14 protein-coding genes are annotated in these 14,478 nt (G+C 68.9%); 8 read left to right on the forward strand and 6 right to left on the reverse strand.

Going from position 1 to position 14,478, the window contains the following annotated elements; all coding sequences use genetic code 11:
* Positions 1-116 precede the first annotated feature (116 nt).
* Positions 117-1,352 carry an epoxide hydrolase family protein gene (locus ABT053_RS37400; RefSeq protein ID WP_350975803.1) on the reverse strand — a complete coding sequence of 412 codons (1,236 nt, stop codon included), beginning with the start codon at positions 1,350-1,352 and terminating at the stop codon, positions 117-119.
* 358 nt (positions 1,353-1,710) lie between these two features.
* Here ABT053_RS37400 and ABT053_RS37405 point away from each other — a divergent pair, with 358 nt between their 5' ends.
* From ABT053_RS37405 to ABT053_RS37415, 3 genes are read left to right on the forward strand one after another with little or no spacing between them, the layout of a single operon-like run.
* A complete protein-coding gene (locus tag ABT053_RS37405) occupies positions 1,711-2,142 on the forward strand; it encodes a hypothetical protein (protein ID WP_350975805.1) in 432 nt (143 codons plus the stop codon).
* Positions 2,136-2,369 carry a helix-turn-helix transcriptional regulator gene (locus ABT053_RS37410; protein ID WP_502991963.1) on the forward strand — a complete coding sequence of 78 codons (234 nt, stop codon included), beginning with the start codon at positions 2,136-2,138 and terminating at the stop codon, positions 2,367-2,369. Before ABT053_RS37405 ends, ABT053_RS37410 begins: the two co-directional genes overlap by 7 nt.
* Positions 2,366-3,319, forward strand: coding sequence for an NAD(P)-dependent alcohol dehydrogenase (locus ABT053_RS37415; protein ID WP_350975806.1), 954 nt, complete (start codon positions 2,366-2,368; stop codon positions 3,317-3,319). The genes ABT053_RS37410 and ABT053_RS37415 overlap by 4 nt, the downstream gene beginning before the upstream one ends.
* A gap of 37 nt (positions 3,320-3,356) precedes the next feature.
* On the opposite strand, the gene ABT053_RS37420 is transcribed toward ABT053_RS37415, so the two are convergent.
* The 3 genes from ABT053_RS37420 to ABT053_RS37430 all read right to left on the reverse strand — a co-directional run bounded on the left by ABT053_RS37420 (position 3,357) and on the right by ABT053_RS37430 (position 6,930).
* Positions 3,357-4,316: a coiled-coil domain-containing protein gene (locus ABT053_RS37420; protein WP_350975808.1), complete on the reverse strand. Its 960-nt coding sequence runs from the start codon at positions 4,314-4,316 to the stop codon at positions 3,357-3,359.
* 922 nt (positions 4,317-5,238) lie between these two features.
* Complete coding sequence (locus ABT053_RS37425) at positions 5,239-5,994, reverse strand: MerR family transcriptional regulator (protein WP_350975809.1); 756 nt, start codon at positions 5,992-5,994, stop codon at positions 5,239-5,241.
* Positions 5,995-6,132: 138 nt separating this feature from the next.
* Positions 6,133-6,930: an alpha/beta fold hydrolase gene (locus ABT053_RS37430; protein WP_350975810.1), complete on the reverse strand. Its 798-nt coding sequence runs from the start codon at positions 6,928-6,930 to the stop codon at positions 6,133-6,135.
* A gap of 705 nt (positions 6,931-7,635) precedes the next feature.
* Between ABT053_RS37430 and ABT053_RS37435 the strand changes: the two genes are divergently transcribed.
* A complete protein-coding gene (locus tag ABT053_RS37435) occupies positions 7,636-8,070 on the forward strand; it encodes a hypothetical protein (RefSeq protein ID WP_350975811.1) in 435 nt (144 codons plus the stop codon).
* A 106-nt stretch (positions 8,071-8,176) separates the two neighbouring features.
* Positions 8,177-10,582: a UvrD-helicase domain-containing protein gene (locus ABT053_RS37440; protein WP_350975812.1), complete on the forward strand. Its 2,406-nt coding sequence runs from the start codon at positions 8,177-8,179 to the stop codon at positions 10,580-10,582.
* A gap of 759 nt (positions 10,583-11,341) precedes the next feature.
* Here ABT053_RS37440 and ABT053_RS37445 read toward each other — a convergent pair.
* Positions 11,342-12,100, reverse strand: a complete 759-nt coding sequence (locus ABT053_RS37445; RefSeq protein ID WP_350975813.1) for an MBL fold metallo-hydrolase — start codon at positions 12,098-12,100, stop codon at positions 11,342-11,344.
* Between the two features lie 696 nt (positions 12,101-12,796).
* Complete coding sequence (locus ABT053_RS37450) at positions 12,797-13,117, reverse strand: hypothetical protein (protein WP_350975815.1); 321 nt, start codon at positions 13,115-13,117, stop codon at positions 12,797-12,799.
* On the opposite strand from ABT053_RS37450, the gene ABT053_RS37455 reads away from it, so the two are divergent.
* The 3 genes from ABT053_RS37455 to ABT053_RS37465 form a co-directional block, all read left to right on the forward strand.
* On the forward strand, positions 13,103-13,270 hold the full coding sequence (locus ABT053_RS37455) for a hypothetical protein (protein ID WP_350975816.1): 168 nt from the start codon (positions 13,103-13,105) through the stop codon (positions 13,268-13,270). The two genes, ABT053_RS37450 and ABT053_RS37455, sit on opposite strands and share 15 nt — an antisense overlap.
* Before the next feature lie 322 nt (positions 13,271-13,592).
* The gene (locus ABT053_RS37460; protein WP_350975817.1) at positions 13,593-14,132 is read left to right on the forward strand and encodes a helix-turn-helix domain-containing protein; all 540 of its coding nucleotides are present in this window, start codon (positions 13,593-13,595) and stop codon (positions 14,130-14,132) included.
* Positions 14,129-14,478, forward strand: a 350-nt coding sequence (locus ABT053_RS37465; RefSeq protein WP_350975818.1) for an MFS transporter, incomplete at its 3' end; no start/stop codon positions are given. The genes ABT053_RS37460 and ABT053_RS37465, both read left to right, overlap by 4 nt.

Below are 14,478 nucleotides of genomic sequence, written 5' to 3' on the forward strand. Positions count from 1 at the left end.
GATCGGCTGGATTTCGGTGCCACACGCATGCCTGAGCTTGCGTTCGGCACCCGGGTCACAGGTTCACCCTCGGGGATCGGTCCCATTTGCGGGAACGGCGAGGGCGGGGCCGTCGTTCAGGGTCTGCGGCCGCGGAAGGTGCGGCGCAGGTCGCTCACCCAGGCGTCGGGGTTCTCCCAGGGGATGAAGTGGCCGCCCTGGTCGTGGGCGTTGACGTTGACGTGGTTGAACCAACCGGCCTGCGGGCCGGTCTCGAACGCCCGGACGCGCTCGTCGGCGGTGTGGACGCCGGGCGGGTTCTCGTACGTGACGAAGGTGAGGCCGACCGGGGCCCGCACGACCGGGGTGCGGTCGTGGGAGGGGGTCCAGGGGTAGCGGTTGGCGTTGGCGTAGTAGCGCATCGACGTGGCGATGGAGTTGTTCACCCAGTAGATCGTGGCGTGGGTGAGCAGGTCGTCCCTGGTGAAGACGGACTCGACGTCGCCGCCGTTGTCGCTCCAGGCGTTCCAGCGCTCCAGCAGCCAGGCGAGCAGCCCGGCGGGTGAGTCGCTCAGCCCGTGGGCCAGGGTGGCGCCGTCGAGCATGTGCACGGCGAGGTGGGGCGCCCAGCGGTGGTCCAGCTCGACGATCCGGGCGCGGACACCGGCGGGCTGGTCGTCGGTGAGGGGCCGGTTGCGGGCGAAGTCCCAGGCGCGGTGGCCGGTGAAGAAGTCGAGCGGCAGCCCGGAGCCGATGTGGATGCCGTACAGCGCGTCGGCGTACTTGTGGCCGAGCTGGCTGGAGACGATCCCGCCGATGTCGCAGCCCCCGGCGGCGTACTTCTCGTATCCCAGGGTCTCGGTCATCAGGGTGTGCCAGAGGTCGGCGACCTTCCAGAAGTTGACGTCCGGAAAGCCGGTGAGCGGCCCGGGGAAGCCGAAGCCGGGCAGGGAGGGCACGATGACGTCGAACGCGTCGGCGGGGTCACCGCCGGACGCGGCCGGGTCGGCGAGCGGGTCGATCACCTTCGACCAGTGCCAGAACGTCCACGGCCAGCCGTGGGTGAGGATCAGCGGGATCGGGCGGGGGCCGCGGCCGGGCTTGCGCATGAAGTGCACCGGGACACCGGCGACGCTCACCCGGTAGTGCTCGTAGGCGTTGATGGCGGTCTCGGCCGCGCGCCAGTCGTAGCCGTCCCGCCAGTAGGCGACCAGCTCACGCAGGTAGCCGTCCGGGACGCCGTAGGACCAGTCCTCGTTCCCCTCGTCCAGCGGCGGCCGGGTCAGGGTGAGACGGGCGCGCAGGTCGTCGAGGACCTTGCCGGGCACATGGATCGGGGTGGGCTCCAGGGGGAAGGCCTGCGGGGTGGTCATGGCGGGGCTCCTTTCCGACGACAGGTTTCCACATCCGCCCCGGGGGCGTCGCACAGGTGGTCGCTCGCTGAAACACCCGGCCGCGCGGCACCCCTCTGCGGCTTCCGCACCGCCCGCTTCCACCCTGCGCCCCGGCCCGCCGGGGCCCGGCCTGCCGTGAGCACTTCCGGGAGCGGTGCCGGTACGACCTGCACCGTCCGGCCGTGCACGTTCAGCGGAACGTGGACGTCGCACGGCGGCACCGCGCCGGACGCCATGGCCTCGCCGGTCGTACGTGTAAATAAACTTTGACACCATGTCCGGTACGCTTTACATTGATTGATGTTAGCTTTGTTTTACATTCACATGAGGAGCGGGCATGACCCTTGAGGAAAAACGTGCCTGGGTGATGATCGTGGCCTCCGTCGGCGGGTACGCGATCTACGTGGCGGTCGTCCTGGGCCGGGCCGGTGGTGGCCCGCTCGCCGACGTCGCCTACGTGGGGCCGCTGCTGTGGATCATCGGCGGCGCCGTCGTCGCCGCGATCGTGGCCCACATCGCGATGGCCATCGCGGGTGGCCACGGCGCCGACCGCACCGACGAGCGCGACCGTGAGATCAACCAGGTCAGCGAGCGCATCGGGCAGTCGATCGTCGTCATCGGCGCGCTCGCCGCACTGATCATGGCCATGGCCGAGATGCGCCACTTCTGGATCGCCAACGCCATCTACCTGGCGTTCGTGCTGTCCTCGGTGCTCAGCTCGCTCGCCAAGATCGCGGCCTACCGCAAGGGCGGCTTCCAGACGTGGTGAAGCCGACGCGGGTCACCAACGCGATCCGGGCCCTGCGGTTCGCGCACGAGGAGATGACCCAGGCCGAGCTGGCCGACCGGGTCGGCGTCACCCGCCAGACCATCATCGCGATCGAACAGGGTCGCTACTCCCCCTCGCTGGAGATGGCGTTCCGCATCGCCCGGGTGTTCCGGGTCGGGCTCGACGACGTCTTCCAGTACCCCGACACCGAAGGAGACCCCCCATGAGGGCGATCGTCCAGGACGAGTACGGCCCGCCGCACACGCTGAGCCTCGGCGAGGTCCCGACCCCGGCGCCCGGCGCCGGCGAGGTGCTGATCCGGGTGCACGCGGCCGGCGTCGACTACGGCGTGTGGCACATCATGGCCGGGCTGCCGCTCGTCAGCCGCCTCGGCTTCGGCCTGCGCCGGCCCCGCAACCGCGTGCCGGGCATGGACGTGGCCGGCGTCGTGGAGTCCGTCGGCGCCAAGGTGACCGCGTTCCGCCCCGGCGACGAGGTGTACGGCGCGGCGACCGGCACGTACGCGCAGTTCGCGCTCGCCCGCCCGGGCAAGCTCGCCCGCAAGCCCGCCAACCTGAGCCTCACCGAGGCGGCGGCCGTACCGGTGTCGGGGGTGACCGCGCTGCGGGTCGTCGGCCGGGTCACCGCAGGCGAGAAGGTGCTGGTCATCGGCGCCGGCGGCGGAGTGGGCAGCTTCGCGACGCAGCTCGCGGCCACCGGCGGCGCCCACGTCACCGCCGTGTGCAGCACGGCCAAGGCCGACCTCGTCCGGTCCCTGGGCGCCCAGGCCGTCATCGACTACACGCGCGAGCCGCTCACCGGGACGTACGACCTGATCATCGACATCGCGGGCATCCGGCCGCTGCCCCTGCTGCGCGGGCTGCTCACCGAGCGCGGCCGGCTCGTCATCGTCGGCGGCGAGGGCGGCGGCCGGTGGTTCGGCGGGGTCAGCCGGATGCTGACCGTCCGGCTGCTCAACCTGTTCACGCGCCAGCGCCTGGAGGCGCCGATCGTGCTGACCCGCACCGCCGACCTGGACGCGCTACGCGACCTCATCGAGGCCGGGGCCGTGCGACCGGCCGTCGGGCGCACGTACTCCCTGGCGCAGGCCCCCACCGCGGTGGGCGACCTGGCGGCGGGCAACGCGCCGGGAAAGCTCGTCATCACGGTTGACTGACCCGGGGGCGCCGGGCCCCAACCCGCCGGTGACGGTTTCATCGGTCCCCTTCGGGCTCCGCGGTGCCAAGGGCAGCCGCAGCGCCGGGGGCAGCGGGGGCGGCGGGGTGCGCCCGCAGCCGTTCGATCTCGGCTCGTAGTTTCCCCACCTCGGCGTGCAGGGCATCATGGCGGGCCCTGAGGTCTTCTCGCTGGCCGCGCAGCTCGGCGAGCAGGTCCTGGGCGGCCTCGTGCAGTGTCCGCACCCGGACCAGGTCGGTGGCGCGGGCCTCGCCCTGCTGCCGGGCGGCCTCCAGCTCGGCGCGCAGGCGCTGGGTCTGCTCGTCGTGGCGCCCGCGTACCCGTTCGAGATCGGCGCGGGTGGCCAGGGTCTCCTCGCGCGCCGCAGTGGTCTCGGCGGTGGCGGTGGCCAGTTGCGCGGCCAGGGCCGCGGCCCGGTCACCGTGTTCGCTCAGCTGGATCCGTAGCTGGGCGTTGGTGTCCTGGGTGGCCTGCAGGTGGCGGCCACGCTCGGCGAGTTCCTCCTCCAGCGCCGTACGGGCGGCTCGCAGCCGCTGGTTCTCGGTGCGCAGTGCGCGGAGCTGGTTGGCCTGGTCGGCGCTCACGGCTTCGGCGAGCTCGGTGGCTTTTTTGGCGTCACCGAGCTTCTCACCGAGTTCGAGCACTTCGGCGCGGGTCTTCTCCCCGACGCGTTCCAGGTCGGCGCGGGCGTTGTCCTCACGTTCCTTGGCCAGCTGCTCGGCCCGCTCGGCCTCGCGCGCCCGCCGCTCGGCGGCGATGCGGCCGCGGTCGGCGGCCGCGGCCTGCTCGCGGGCGATCACGGCGTCCGCGCGGTCCTCGGCGGCCTCGGCCTCTGCGGCACCGATCCGGGCCAGCGCGCCGGCCTCGGCCAGGTCGATCTTCTCGGCGAAGCGGTCGACGAGCGTGCGCAGCGCCTCCTGTAGCGGGCGCGCTTCGGCCAGGACCGTGCCGGACTCGGTCACCGCGCTGGTCACCACGGCGAGCTGTTCTTTACGGCGAGCGCGGGAGGCGGCGGTTTTACAGGCGTCGCTGCAGTACTGACGAGGCCGGCGGCCGGTGGAGCGCGGCAGCGGCTGACCGTCCCAGGCACATCGGCCATGCGGGGCCGCCGCGTCGAGGGCCGGGAGCGATCCAGCCACCGCGTTTCCCGGGTGCCCCTGTTCCTCTGGTTCCTCCAGGTTCCCCGGGTGCACCGGGTCGCTGCCGGAGCGATCGGCACCGGCGGGCGGGTCGTCAAGCGGTGCCGCGGCCGGATCGGCCGGGCGCCCCCGTGGCGGGCGAGGGTCGAAGTCGGGATCGCCTGGATCGCCCACGGAATGGATCGGCGTGTCGTCGGTCACCTGAGCACTCTACCAAAACGTGTCTCGCAGACACGATCAAAAATCGTGTCGTCACGTTACGGTGGTGAAGACAGATGAGGGAATGCCGACAATCGGCATTATCGACATACAGGCTGCCTACCTATTTATGAGCCCGACGAGGATGAAAAGTGGCGCACCAGGGAGCGGGATGGCTCTCGCGCGGCGATGAGGAAACAGAACGGGACGGATCGGGCGGACCTGTAGCAGGCACCCGGGCCGGTCACGGGGCTTGAACAGCAACCGAACGGCCAGTCACGTTAAGGGGTGCCGGTAAGAAACGTGTCATGAGCCCCGAACGAGCGTGATCGGGGGAACAAGGTCCAGGAGATTGTCCGGCAACTCGACGCCCTCGAAGGGCGCATGTGGCGGGCAGCCACGCAGGTGCGTACCACCAGGCAGTGGGCGAGCAAAGGGACGAGCAGCGCAGGCCCCGCCGCGTTCGCCGATGCGTGGAAGAGTCACCCGGCCGCGCTGTCGGCCCAAGATGTCGTGGCGTTGTCGGGCCGGTCACCGATCACTGCCGCCGGTGACGCCTGGTTCAGCCGGACGGTTCCGCCAGCCGCTCCGGCCGGGTCCAACCGGCCCAGCCACGCTCGCGCATCAGGTCCGACATCCGCGGGTTGGACTCGGCGGCAAGAGCGTCGACAAGGTCGAACGCCAGATCGTGGTGCGTCATCTCGCCGGAGGTGTATGCCTGCTCGGCCAGGTTGGCCAGGATGTCGGCGGCTTCCCCCAGACGCGGGTCGTCGTCTGCGCCGCTTTCCAAGAGCTCCGACAGGATCCGATAGAGGCGGACGAGTTGCGGGTCATCAAGCTGCGCGAGTTTCCCGGGCATGACCTCGTGGATGTGATCGGGCCAGCGTGCCGCAAACAGGATCCACCCGTTCCGCTCACGCTCCACCACCCGCTCCGACGCCCCGATCTCGCGAAGTCGATCGAGAAAAGCGACCACGCTCGGCGGGAGCGCCAGACTGTCCCCGGAAGCGAGCTGCGCGATTTGCTTGCGGCTGGCCTCCAGCCGCTCGATCTCCTCGCGCAGGTGGCCGTCAATCCTTTGGACCGCTTCGGTAAAGGCCGACGCGTCGGCTTCGAGCATCTGACCGATCTGAGACAGCGGCACGCCCACGCTGGCGAGAGTGCGGAGCTTGATGAGGGACACGACCGCCGTTGCGCCGTACCGCCGGTAACCCGAGGCATCTCGCTCCGGCTCGGGCAGGAGTCCGATCTGGTGATAATGCCGCACCGCCCGCACCGTGACGCCGGCATAAGCCGCCAGTTGACCAATCGTCAGCATGCTCTGATCCTGTTCTCGAACTCGCCCGGACCCGGTCGACACCAGCTCGGAAGATCCTGCAACGGTGGAAGCGCAGGCGACGATGCGGATGCCGACGCACCAAGCATGGTGGCGGTGGGCACGATGATGGCGGCGTCCTCAGTTCCCCTCGTGGTCGAGGGCGGCGACCTCACGTACGGCCTCGGCGATGGCGCGATAGTCCTTACGCAGGATCGAACCGTGGTTGCTGGCGACTTTCGCGCTGATTTGGATGTTCGGATTGCGGGCGGTCACCGCGGGGAGGCTGGCGCGTATCCGTTCGTGCCCGCCCTGGCTTCCGAAGGACTCCCCAGAAGCGACCACGTAGCGCGCCGGGACGGTGATGCTGTCCAGCACGGGGCCCAGGTCACGCTCGCGGGCGATCTTGCCGACCTCGATGTTACTGTCTGCCAGCTGGTCGGCGGTCATCCGTGGAGCCATACCGAACGGGCGCAGCAGTTGCATGGGCCACCAGATCCGCTTCCATATCTTGCGCATCCCCGGTTCCATGGACTCCTCGAACCAGTCGTAGGGCTGCGCGCCCTCCACCAAGACTGCGCCCACGGTACGGGCCGGATTCCGGCTGGCCCAGTGCGCCGCGACAAACGCTCCATAGGACCAGCCCACCACCACCGCCCGGGCCACACCCCGGGCTGCGAGGACAGCATCGACATCTCGGATGTTCGTCTCGAACGAACAATCCGCCGAACGCTTCGACTTACCACGCCCCCGCATGTCGTAGGTGATATGCCGCCACTGCGTCCCCAACTCGGCAAGGACTCGCCGCCATTGCCACTGAACGGCGGCGTGGCCGTTGAGGTAGATCACGGGGACACCATCGCCAGCGCCGTCGGTGACGGCTAAGGCCGTATCGTCTACGGGGACCATGCCGGTCCAGGGGGATCGCTTGATGGTCATGGTCTCCCTTTCTCAGAGGTGAATCGCGAACGGTGGCTGGTGCCGGTGGCCAGGTCCCGGACGGCGCCCTCGAACGAACAGTCCGCCGAGCGCTTCGACTTGCCGCGGGCGCGCTCGTCATAGGTGATGTACAGGTAATCGCTGCCGAGGTCAGCGATGACGTTCAGAAGACACGCAAGTGGCCATCTCGAAGCCCATGCCGCGCAACACACGCAGTTCCTAGTACGACTTCTCCAGGCCTGCACGTGGATCGCCGGCCGCTGGCCCCGATTGCTTGTGGGAGGGCTGCTCATGACAGCCAGCATGGAGGGCTGACGCAGCGTCAAGGTCAAGCCCCAGGGCAGATTCGATTCGTCTGCGTACGCCGATCGTCCGGAACCCGGCGCCGTCCTGCCAGGGGCGCGCACCGCCCCTACCACGATCATGAAGCTAGTCCGGGTTGCCCGCCTCCGGAGCTTGCGCAGCGCCGCCGAGTGAGGTGCCTTGCAGATTCCGGACATCCCAGCCGATGCCAATGACGGTCTCGCCGGTGGCGGCGCTCGATGTCCTCTGCGACGGCCGCGCCGAGAGCGGAGTCCTGCTCGTTGTCATTGTGGGAGCCGTTCGGGCCTTGCCGTAGTAAATCCAGGATTTACTACGGCGAGTGCATTTTACGCTCACCGCATACTCTTGCGTTCATCGTAATTTCTTGCGCATGATGTAACTATGACTGTGTACGACGAGATCGCCGCGATCCTGCACCCGCTGCCCGAACCCGGCTCGATTGAGCCCGAAGAGATCTACAACGACGCCTGCTGGGAAGTCGACACCACACGCAAGGAAGCTGCCCTCGCATTGGAGATGGGCTGGGACGCGCAGGAAGCCGAGCCGCTGCTGAGCGCGATCGCCGCGGCCCGACGCCGCAAGGAGCAGGCCGAAGAGGAGATTCGGCTGCTGGTCGCCTACGGCCGTGAGTTCACCCGCCCCCGCCCCTACACCCTGGCCGAGTTGGCCGCCGCCGCCGGCATGTCGATCTCGGGAGTACGCACTGCCTACGACCACGGCCAGGTCGCCGCCGTCGCCGTCGCGATCGGTCGGCCGGGCCGCGACTGGCGGGCCGACGACCCGAGCGACCCACCCACCGGATCACTCGCGCCATGACCTGATGTGGCCATGGCAACGCGGGGGAACCGGTGGCAGGCGGTCATCACGCCGGTCAGCCTCAGTCGTGCGGTAGATAAAGCCGCATTTCCCAGAGAGGACGTACATGGCCATCGAGCCGACCGTAGAGCAGCAAGCCGCCCGGGAGGTGTTCGCCGCCGGCCGCGATCTAGCCCTGGTCGCCGGGGCGGGATCGGGCAAGACCTCCACCTTGATCCTGATGGGCGCCTCCACGCGCAAACGGGGCCTGTACATGTCGTTCAACAAGACGATCGTCACCGAAGCCCAGGGCCGCTTCGGTCCGAACGTGCAGTGCCGCACCGCGCACTCGCTGGCCTTCCGAGCCGTTGGGCGCACCTATCACCAGCGGCTGAACGCCTCCGCGCGCATCCCCGCCAAGCAGACCGCCCGGATCCTCGGCATTACCCGCGACCTGCCCATCGGCTCTCACCGCATCACCCTCACCCACCAGGCCCGCTTGGTGATGGGGATGGTCCGCGGGTTCTGCTACAGCACCGACCAGCAGGTGATGGCCCGCCACCTGGAAACGGTCAACGGCCTGGACGCCGCCGAACAGGAGTACCTCGCCCGCACGCTGCTGCCGTACGCGGCCACAGCCTGGCAGGACATCCGCTCCCCAGAGGGCAGGCTGCGCTTCGAGCACGACCACTACATGAAGCTCTGGGCGATGACCGCCCCTGCGTTGGAGGCCGACTTCATCCTGCTGGATGAGGCCCAAGACACCAACCCGGTGCTGGAGGAGGTCTTCTTGGCCCAGGACGCACAGCGGATCTGTGTCGGCGATCCCGCCCAGCAGATCTATGGCTGGCGTAGCGCCCGGGACGTGATGACCGGGTTTCCCGCCGAGCACCTGCACCTGACCCAGTCTTTTCGCTTCGGCCCGCAGATCGCCCAGGTCGCCAACCGCTGGTTACGGCACGCCGAATCCGACATGCAGCTGACCGGCTGCGGCCCCGCCACCTCCCGCGTGGGCGCGGCGCCTCGTCCCGATGCGGTGCTGTGCCGGGGCAACGCCGACGCCGTGCAGGAAGTCATGGCCTACCTTGACCTCGGCGTGCCGGTCGCCCTGAGCGGCGGCGGCAACGCGCTGCACCGCATCGCCACGGCCGCCCAGGAACTGAAAGCCGGCAGGCCCACGAGCCATCGGGAGCTGTTTTTGTTCACCTCCTGGAGCGAGGTGCAGGACTACGTCGACAACGACAAGGCCGGCCAAGACCTCAAAGCGATCGTGAAACTGGTCGACACCCACGGCCCCGAGGACATCATCCAGGCCGTGAACCGTCTCTCCACCGAGGAGAAAGCTCAGGTCACCGTCTCCACCGCGCACAAGGCCAAGGGCCGTGAATGGGACAGCATCCGCATCGGAGAGGGGTTCACCGCCCCGCCGGTGGACGACGAGGGCCTGCAGCGGGAGATGAACTCGGCCGAGGCCCGCCTGATCTACGTCGCGGTCAGCCGCGCCCGCCACCTGCTGGATCCGGCAGGCGTAGCGTGGATCGACGAGTACGAAAAATCCACCGCGCACGCCGATGGCATGGTCGCGGGACGGCCGATGATCGAGCTCAGCCTGACCGGCCAGCTCAAGCACCGCACCTCACCCATCTGGCGGTTCATGGCCGAACACCTGCCGGGCAGCCGCAACCTGGAGTGCGCCTACCTTGAGCACTTGGCCGGGTTGCCGCACCCCCTCCAGCCGATCGATGTGCAATACCCCGACTGGTCGGCTCTGGGGCACGCCATCGACTACCGGCTCCGCCTGTCCTTCGGCGGTGACCTCGGCCCCGCCGTCAGCTCCGGCGTCCAGGCCTTCGACGGCGCCTATCACTTCGCCGGGGTACCAGCCGCCCCCGTCCGGCGCGCCCTGCACGCCGCCGGCAAGCAACTGCTGGCGACGGTGGACGCCTATCTCGCTGCTCCCGGCCGCTACGACGAGGAGACGGTGGTGCGGTTGTGCTTCGTCGCCGCCTTCTTCGAAGACATCGCCCGCACCGGTCATCTGCGCCGCTTCAGCCTGCTCGCCGACGCCACCGCTCGCACCCAGCTGGCCGACCTCCTCGTGGCGGTCCCGACCTACGTCCTGGACGACATCGGCCGCCAGATGCAGCTCGCCGAAGCTTCCCTGGCCGCCTTCCGCGCATTGCCGTCATCGGCACGGGTGTGCGGTCCGCTGTTTAGCGGAAGCGGCGACATCGGTGGAGCCGACGCCGACTACATCCTCAACGGCCTTTTGCTGGACTGTAAAGCTACCCGCGACCCGCGGCGGCTGGGCCGCGAGGAGATCTATCAACTCGCTGGCTACCTGCTGCTCGACTACGGCGACCGCTACCACATCGACCGCGTCGGCCTGTATTTGTCCCGCCAAGGCGCCCTGATCACCTGGGACGTCCAGGAATTCCTGCACCGGCTCGGTGCACGCATGCCGCTTGCGCAACTGCGCGGCACGCTGCGCACCCACCTGCACAACGCGGCCAGGAGCCACGGCACAGCCTGAACCACACCAGCTGGGACGCCGCGGGGAAGATCGCCTCCCGAACTCATCCGAATCCGCCACTGGCGATAACCCGGAACCAGCGACTCACCATCGTCGGTGACGGTTCAGATGCTCCAAGCACCGCCACTCGATAGGTCTGGCTCGCTTGCCCTCTCAACTCGGCAGACAGCTGTGACGGGACTTTTCGTTCCGCTGTTCTCTGACCCCCTCCTCACCGGGGTGAGGAGGGGCGAGAGCCTTGGCCAGGCGCTCGATCGCGGCGGCCACAGCCAGGTGGCGGTGGCCTGCGCGCAGATGGCCATGGCCATCTTCTTGTCGTCGGAGAAGTGATCCTGCCTGGCGCCGGAAACGTGGTGCTCGGCTGTCTCGGCATAGGACTTGGGGAGGTCCATCAACGTGAGCTAGACCGTAGATGGAGACGGAGAGTCCGTCCCCCGGTTTCCCTATCTTCCGGCGCATGTTCTTCACGGCGTGGACGAACGTGATCGGTCGCCGGTGGCGGGTTCGCCCGCCGACCGAGCAGGTTGCGAGAGCGGTTTGGCATCCCGCCGGACTGGAGGCCAACCGGTCGTGGATTCAAAGACCGCACGCTGATCTGAGCATGGGGGCAGCGAGCCGATGCGAGCTGATCACGAGACGGGGCATGACGAGCATCCGAACGAAAAGTCCCGTTAGCGGGTGGCACACAGGACAGAACTTGGGCCTGTCCGGTCTCCGACCAGTTCGTTGGATTTTCCGTGATTACCACGGGGACCCCATCTAGGACGCGGGCGTGGTGTCGATGACGGTGGCGAGGCCGCGTTCCGCCCAGTGCAGGCGGTCGTCCAGGCCGGCCCGCGCGAAGGCGTCGGTGATGCCGTCGCGTCCCTGGGTGAAGTGCTCCCAGGCGTCGTAGTGCACGGGCACGACCGTTCCCGCGCCCAGTGACTGTGTCAGGCGCGCCCCTTGCTCGCCGTCCATGGTGATGTAGTCGTTGCCGAAGTACGGCACGACCGCGGCTCCGAAGTGGAGGACGGCGGCGCCGACGGTATAGCGGCGGCCGATCTCGTCGAGCTCGTCGTAGTAGACGGTGTCGCCGGAGATGTAGAGGGCCTCGTCTTCGCCGGGGACGCGGAGCAGGAAGCCGATGACGTCGCCGGCGTGGCGTCCCGGGGTGGCGGTGACGAGCAGCGTCCCGTGCTCGCCGGTGAGTTCGTGACTCTCCCAGGGGGCGAGGCCGACCGCGCCATCGCCGAGCCGCCTGGCGCCGCTGACGGTCGTCAGCACGGTCCGGCCCTCCAGCAGCGCCCGGCCGGCGGCGTCGAGGTTGTCGGGATGCTCGTCGTGACTGAGGAGGATCGCGTCGAGGACGGGCAGATCACCGGGCTCGACCGCGGGGCCGAGAAGGCTGCGCAGGGTGACGGGCCCTGTGGGGTACTCGGTGGGGGCGGGGTCGAAGGCGGGGTCGGTCAGCAGGTTCAGGCCGCCCGCTTCGAGGAGGACGGTCGCGGTTCCGATGTAGGTGAGGGTCGTCTTCATGGTTCTCCATGGAAGGGGTGGCCGGCCCGATACCGGGACTGGGGCACCGGACATGCCGCCCGGCGGTGAGCGGTCAGAACGTTCGTCAACGGGCATCAGCATGGGGGTTCGGTAGGAACGGAACGGCCAACCCGGGCTGGTGTCACATCCGTTGACAAGATCACCGCGAGCTGTTGTGTCACCAGGCACAACACCGTGTTTCCGGAAGCTCTTCGCGAGTTCTGCGCTACGTCCTCGGGCGCGTTTCCGGAAGCCGATGGCTGATCTACTTCCGGAATCGAGTGATTCCGGAAGTAGGACCTGACGTGCTGGCGACGCCTTCATGACACGGCAATCATGCTTTGAGCGTCAACGGATGTGACATCGACCCGGGCTCACCGTTCCGTTCCTACCGGACCCCAGCATGCGCGGATCACCGGTGAGACGTCATCAGTCAAATGACTCCACCTGGCTCGGCTGTGGCGAAACCGAGGAGTTCGCACCCGGCCGCGGCAGAGGTGGATGAGAACTCTGCGGGGAGCGCTCGGCACGGGACGGGCGGCAGCGTGAGGACGGCCGAGGAGCGCTCCGCGCGATCTTGGCAGTGCTGTGGGCAGGCGCGATGACCGCTGTACCTCCCGGCGGTGGGGTCCGGGGCCGCGAGGCGTCCCAAGCACGGGCCGACTTCGCCGAGCGCAAGGTAGACGCCTGACTGCATCACCGCAGGTCAGACTCATATCCGTTGGATTTTCGGCCAGGACCCCAGGGACCCCCCACAGCACCCCCGAACACCAACACCGCAACCAGCACGGCAGCCGGCGCGGTGACCACGGTGACGGCCGGTTCGATGGGTTCGGTGGTGGGCTCGGCACGGCCGAGCAGGTACGTGCCTGGCAGCGACACCTGCAGACCGCACCAGCTCCTGCGCTGCTGGCCGCCGCGGCCACCGACCCCGAGGCCGGGCCGGGCGTACGGATCGCCGCCCTCACCCTCGCCTCCCAGGTCCGCACCGATCTGGAAGCGGTGCTCGCCCGCCACGACCACACCGAACTCGCGCTGATCGCCGGGTTATGCGCCGACGGCACGGCCTGGGCCCAGATCGGCCGCGCGCCGGGCACCACCCGACAGGGCGCCGCCCAACGCGCCGACCGGCTCACCGCCCGCGTCAACGGGGCGTTGACGCGGCAGTGAACAGGTGATCACTTCTGCCCGTCCGGTTTACGCGAGCAGGTCAATCAGCGTTCACGCCGCCGGATGCCGAGCAGGCGCCGCCACCAGCGGCAACCGAACGGCCAGTGGCGTCAAGGAGCAGCCGGGGCTCGCGCGGAACACCCTGACCTGGGGCTTGATTCGGCCTGGGTGGTGTTCCGCTGGGGTCCCTCCACGGAACACCGCGCAAGCCCTCGAACAGCCGGGCGTCAGCACGGCTCGGGGTTGGATCCGTTAGATCGGCGCCGTATTGCTAGGCCTGAACCCCTTGCGCAATGGTCAAGAATCGTTGACCATTGACTGCATGCCTACCGATGATCTCCCTGAGACGTTTCACGTCACCACTGACGAGCAGCTCCGCGCCGTCTCCAATCTCACGCGTCACCGGATCATGGCCATGCTCCGCTTCGAGCCGGCGACGATCACGCAGATCGCCCAGCGGGTGGGCCTCGCGAAGGGGAGTTCCAGCTATCACGTGCGGCTGCTGGAGCGAGCCGGCCTGGTGAAGGTGGTGCGGACGCGGAAGGTGAGAGGGGTCACCGAGCGGTACTACGCGATGGCCGCGCGGTCGATCGAGCTGCCGGATCCAGGGCCAGGGCAGCCGGACATGCTGCTGCGGAACGCGGTGGCGGACCTGGAGGCGTCGCCGGTGGATGATGAGCGGCACGTACGAATGGCGCATCTGCGACTCACCGAGGAGCAGTTCACGGAGCTGGGAGCGCGCCTGCAGGCACTGGCGGATGAGTACCGGACGCTGTCCGATCCATCGCTTCCCGACGTGTCGCTGGTCTTCGCGCTGTTCCGGCCGGCGCCGCGCCGGCAGGTCGAGGGGGACGCCAAGTGACCCCGAAGCTGACGAACGTTGTGGTGAAGCTGCCGGCTGGGTTCGGGCGCCTGTGGGCCGCGCAGACGGTGTCCTCGCTCGGTGACGGTGTGACGCGTGCCGCGCTGCCGCTGCTGGCATTGACGTTGACCCGGGATCCGATGGCGCTGGCCATCGTCACGGCCGCCGGGACGCTGCCCTGGCTGCTGTTCGGAGTGCTCGGCGGTGCGCTGGTGGACCGCTGGGACCGCCGCCGCACGATGTGGGTCACGGACGCCGCGCGTGCGGTGCTGCTCGCCATACCCGCCGCGGCGGCGGCGCTCGATGTGCTGAGCGTCCCGCTGCTGGCGGCCCTCGCGTTCCTGCT

The organism is Streptosporangium sp. NPDC002524, assembly GCF_040295985.1.
Lineage (GTDB): Bacteria > Actinomycetota > Actinomycetes > Streptosporangiales > Streptosporangiaceae > Streptosporangium.

Bases quoted from the DNA above. Each gene is read 5' to 3' on its own strand.
- ABT053_RS37415 (WP_350975806.1), top strand. From the start codon at position 2,366: ATGAGGGCGATCGTCCAGGACGAGTACGGCCCGCCGCACACGCTGAGC.
- ABT053_RS37425 (WP_350975809.1), bottom strand. From the start codon at position 5,994: ATGCTGACGATTGGTCAACTGGCGGCTTATGCCGGCGTCACGGTGCGG.
- ABT053_RS37445 (WP_350975813.1), bottom strand. From the start codon at position 12,100: ATGAAGACGACCCTCACCTACATCGGAACCGCGACCGTCCTCCTCGAA.
- ABT053_RS37405 (WP_350975805.1), top strand. From the start codon at position 1,711: ATGACCCTTGAGGAAAAACGTGCCTGGGTGATGATCGTGGCCTCCGTC.
- ABT053_RS37435 (WP_350975811.1), top strand. From the start codon at position 7,636: ATGACTGTGTACGACGAGATCGCCGCGATCCTGCACCCGCTGCCCGAA.
- ABT053_RS37400 (WP_350975803.1), bottom strand. From the start codon at position 1,352: ATGACCACCCCGCAGGCCTTCCCCCTGGAGCCCACCCCGATCCATGTG.
- ABT053_RS37460 (WP_350975817.1), top strand. From the start codon at position 13,593: ATGCCTACCGATGATCTCCCTGAGACGTTTCACGTCACCACTGACGAG.
- ABT053_RS37430 (WP_350975810.1), bottom strand. From the start codon at position 6,930: ATGACCATCAAGCGATCCCCCTGGACCGGCATGGTCCCCGTAGACGAT.
- ABT053_RS37440 (WP_350975812.1), top strand. From the start codon at position 8,177: ATGGCCATCGAGCCGACCGTAGAGCAGCAAGCCGCCCGGGAGGTGTTC.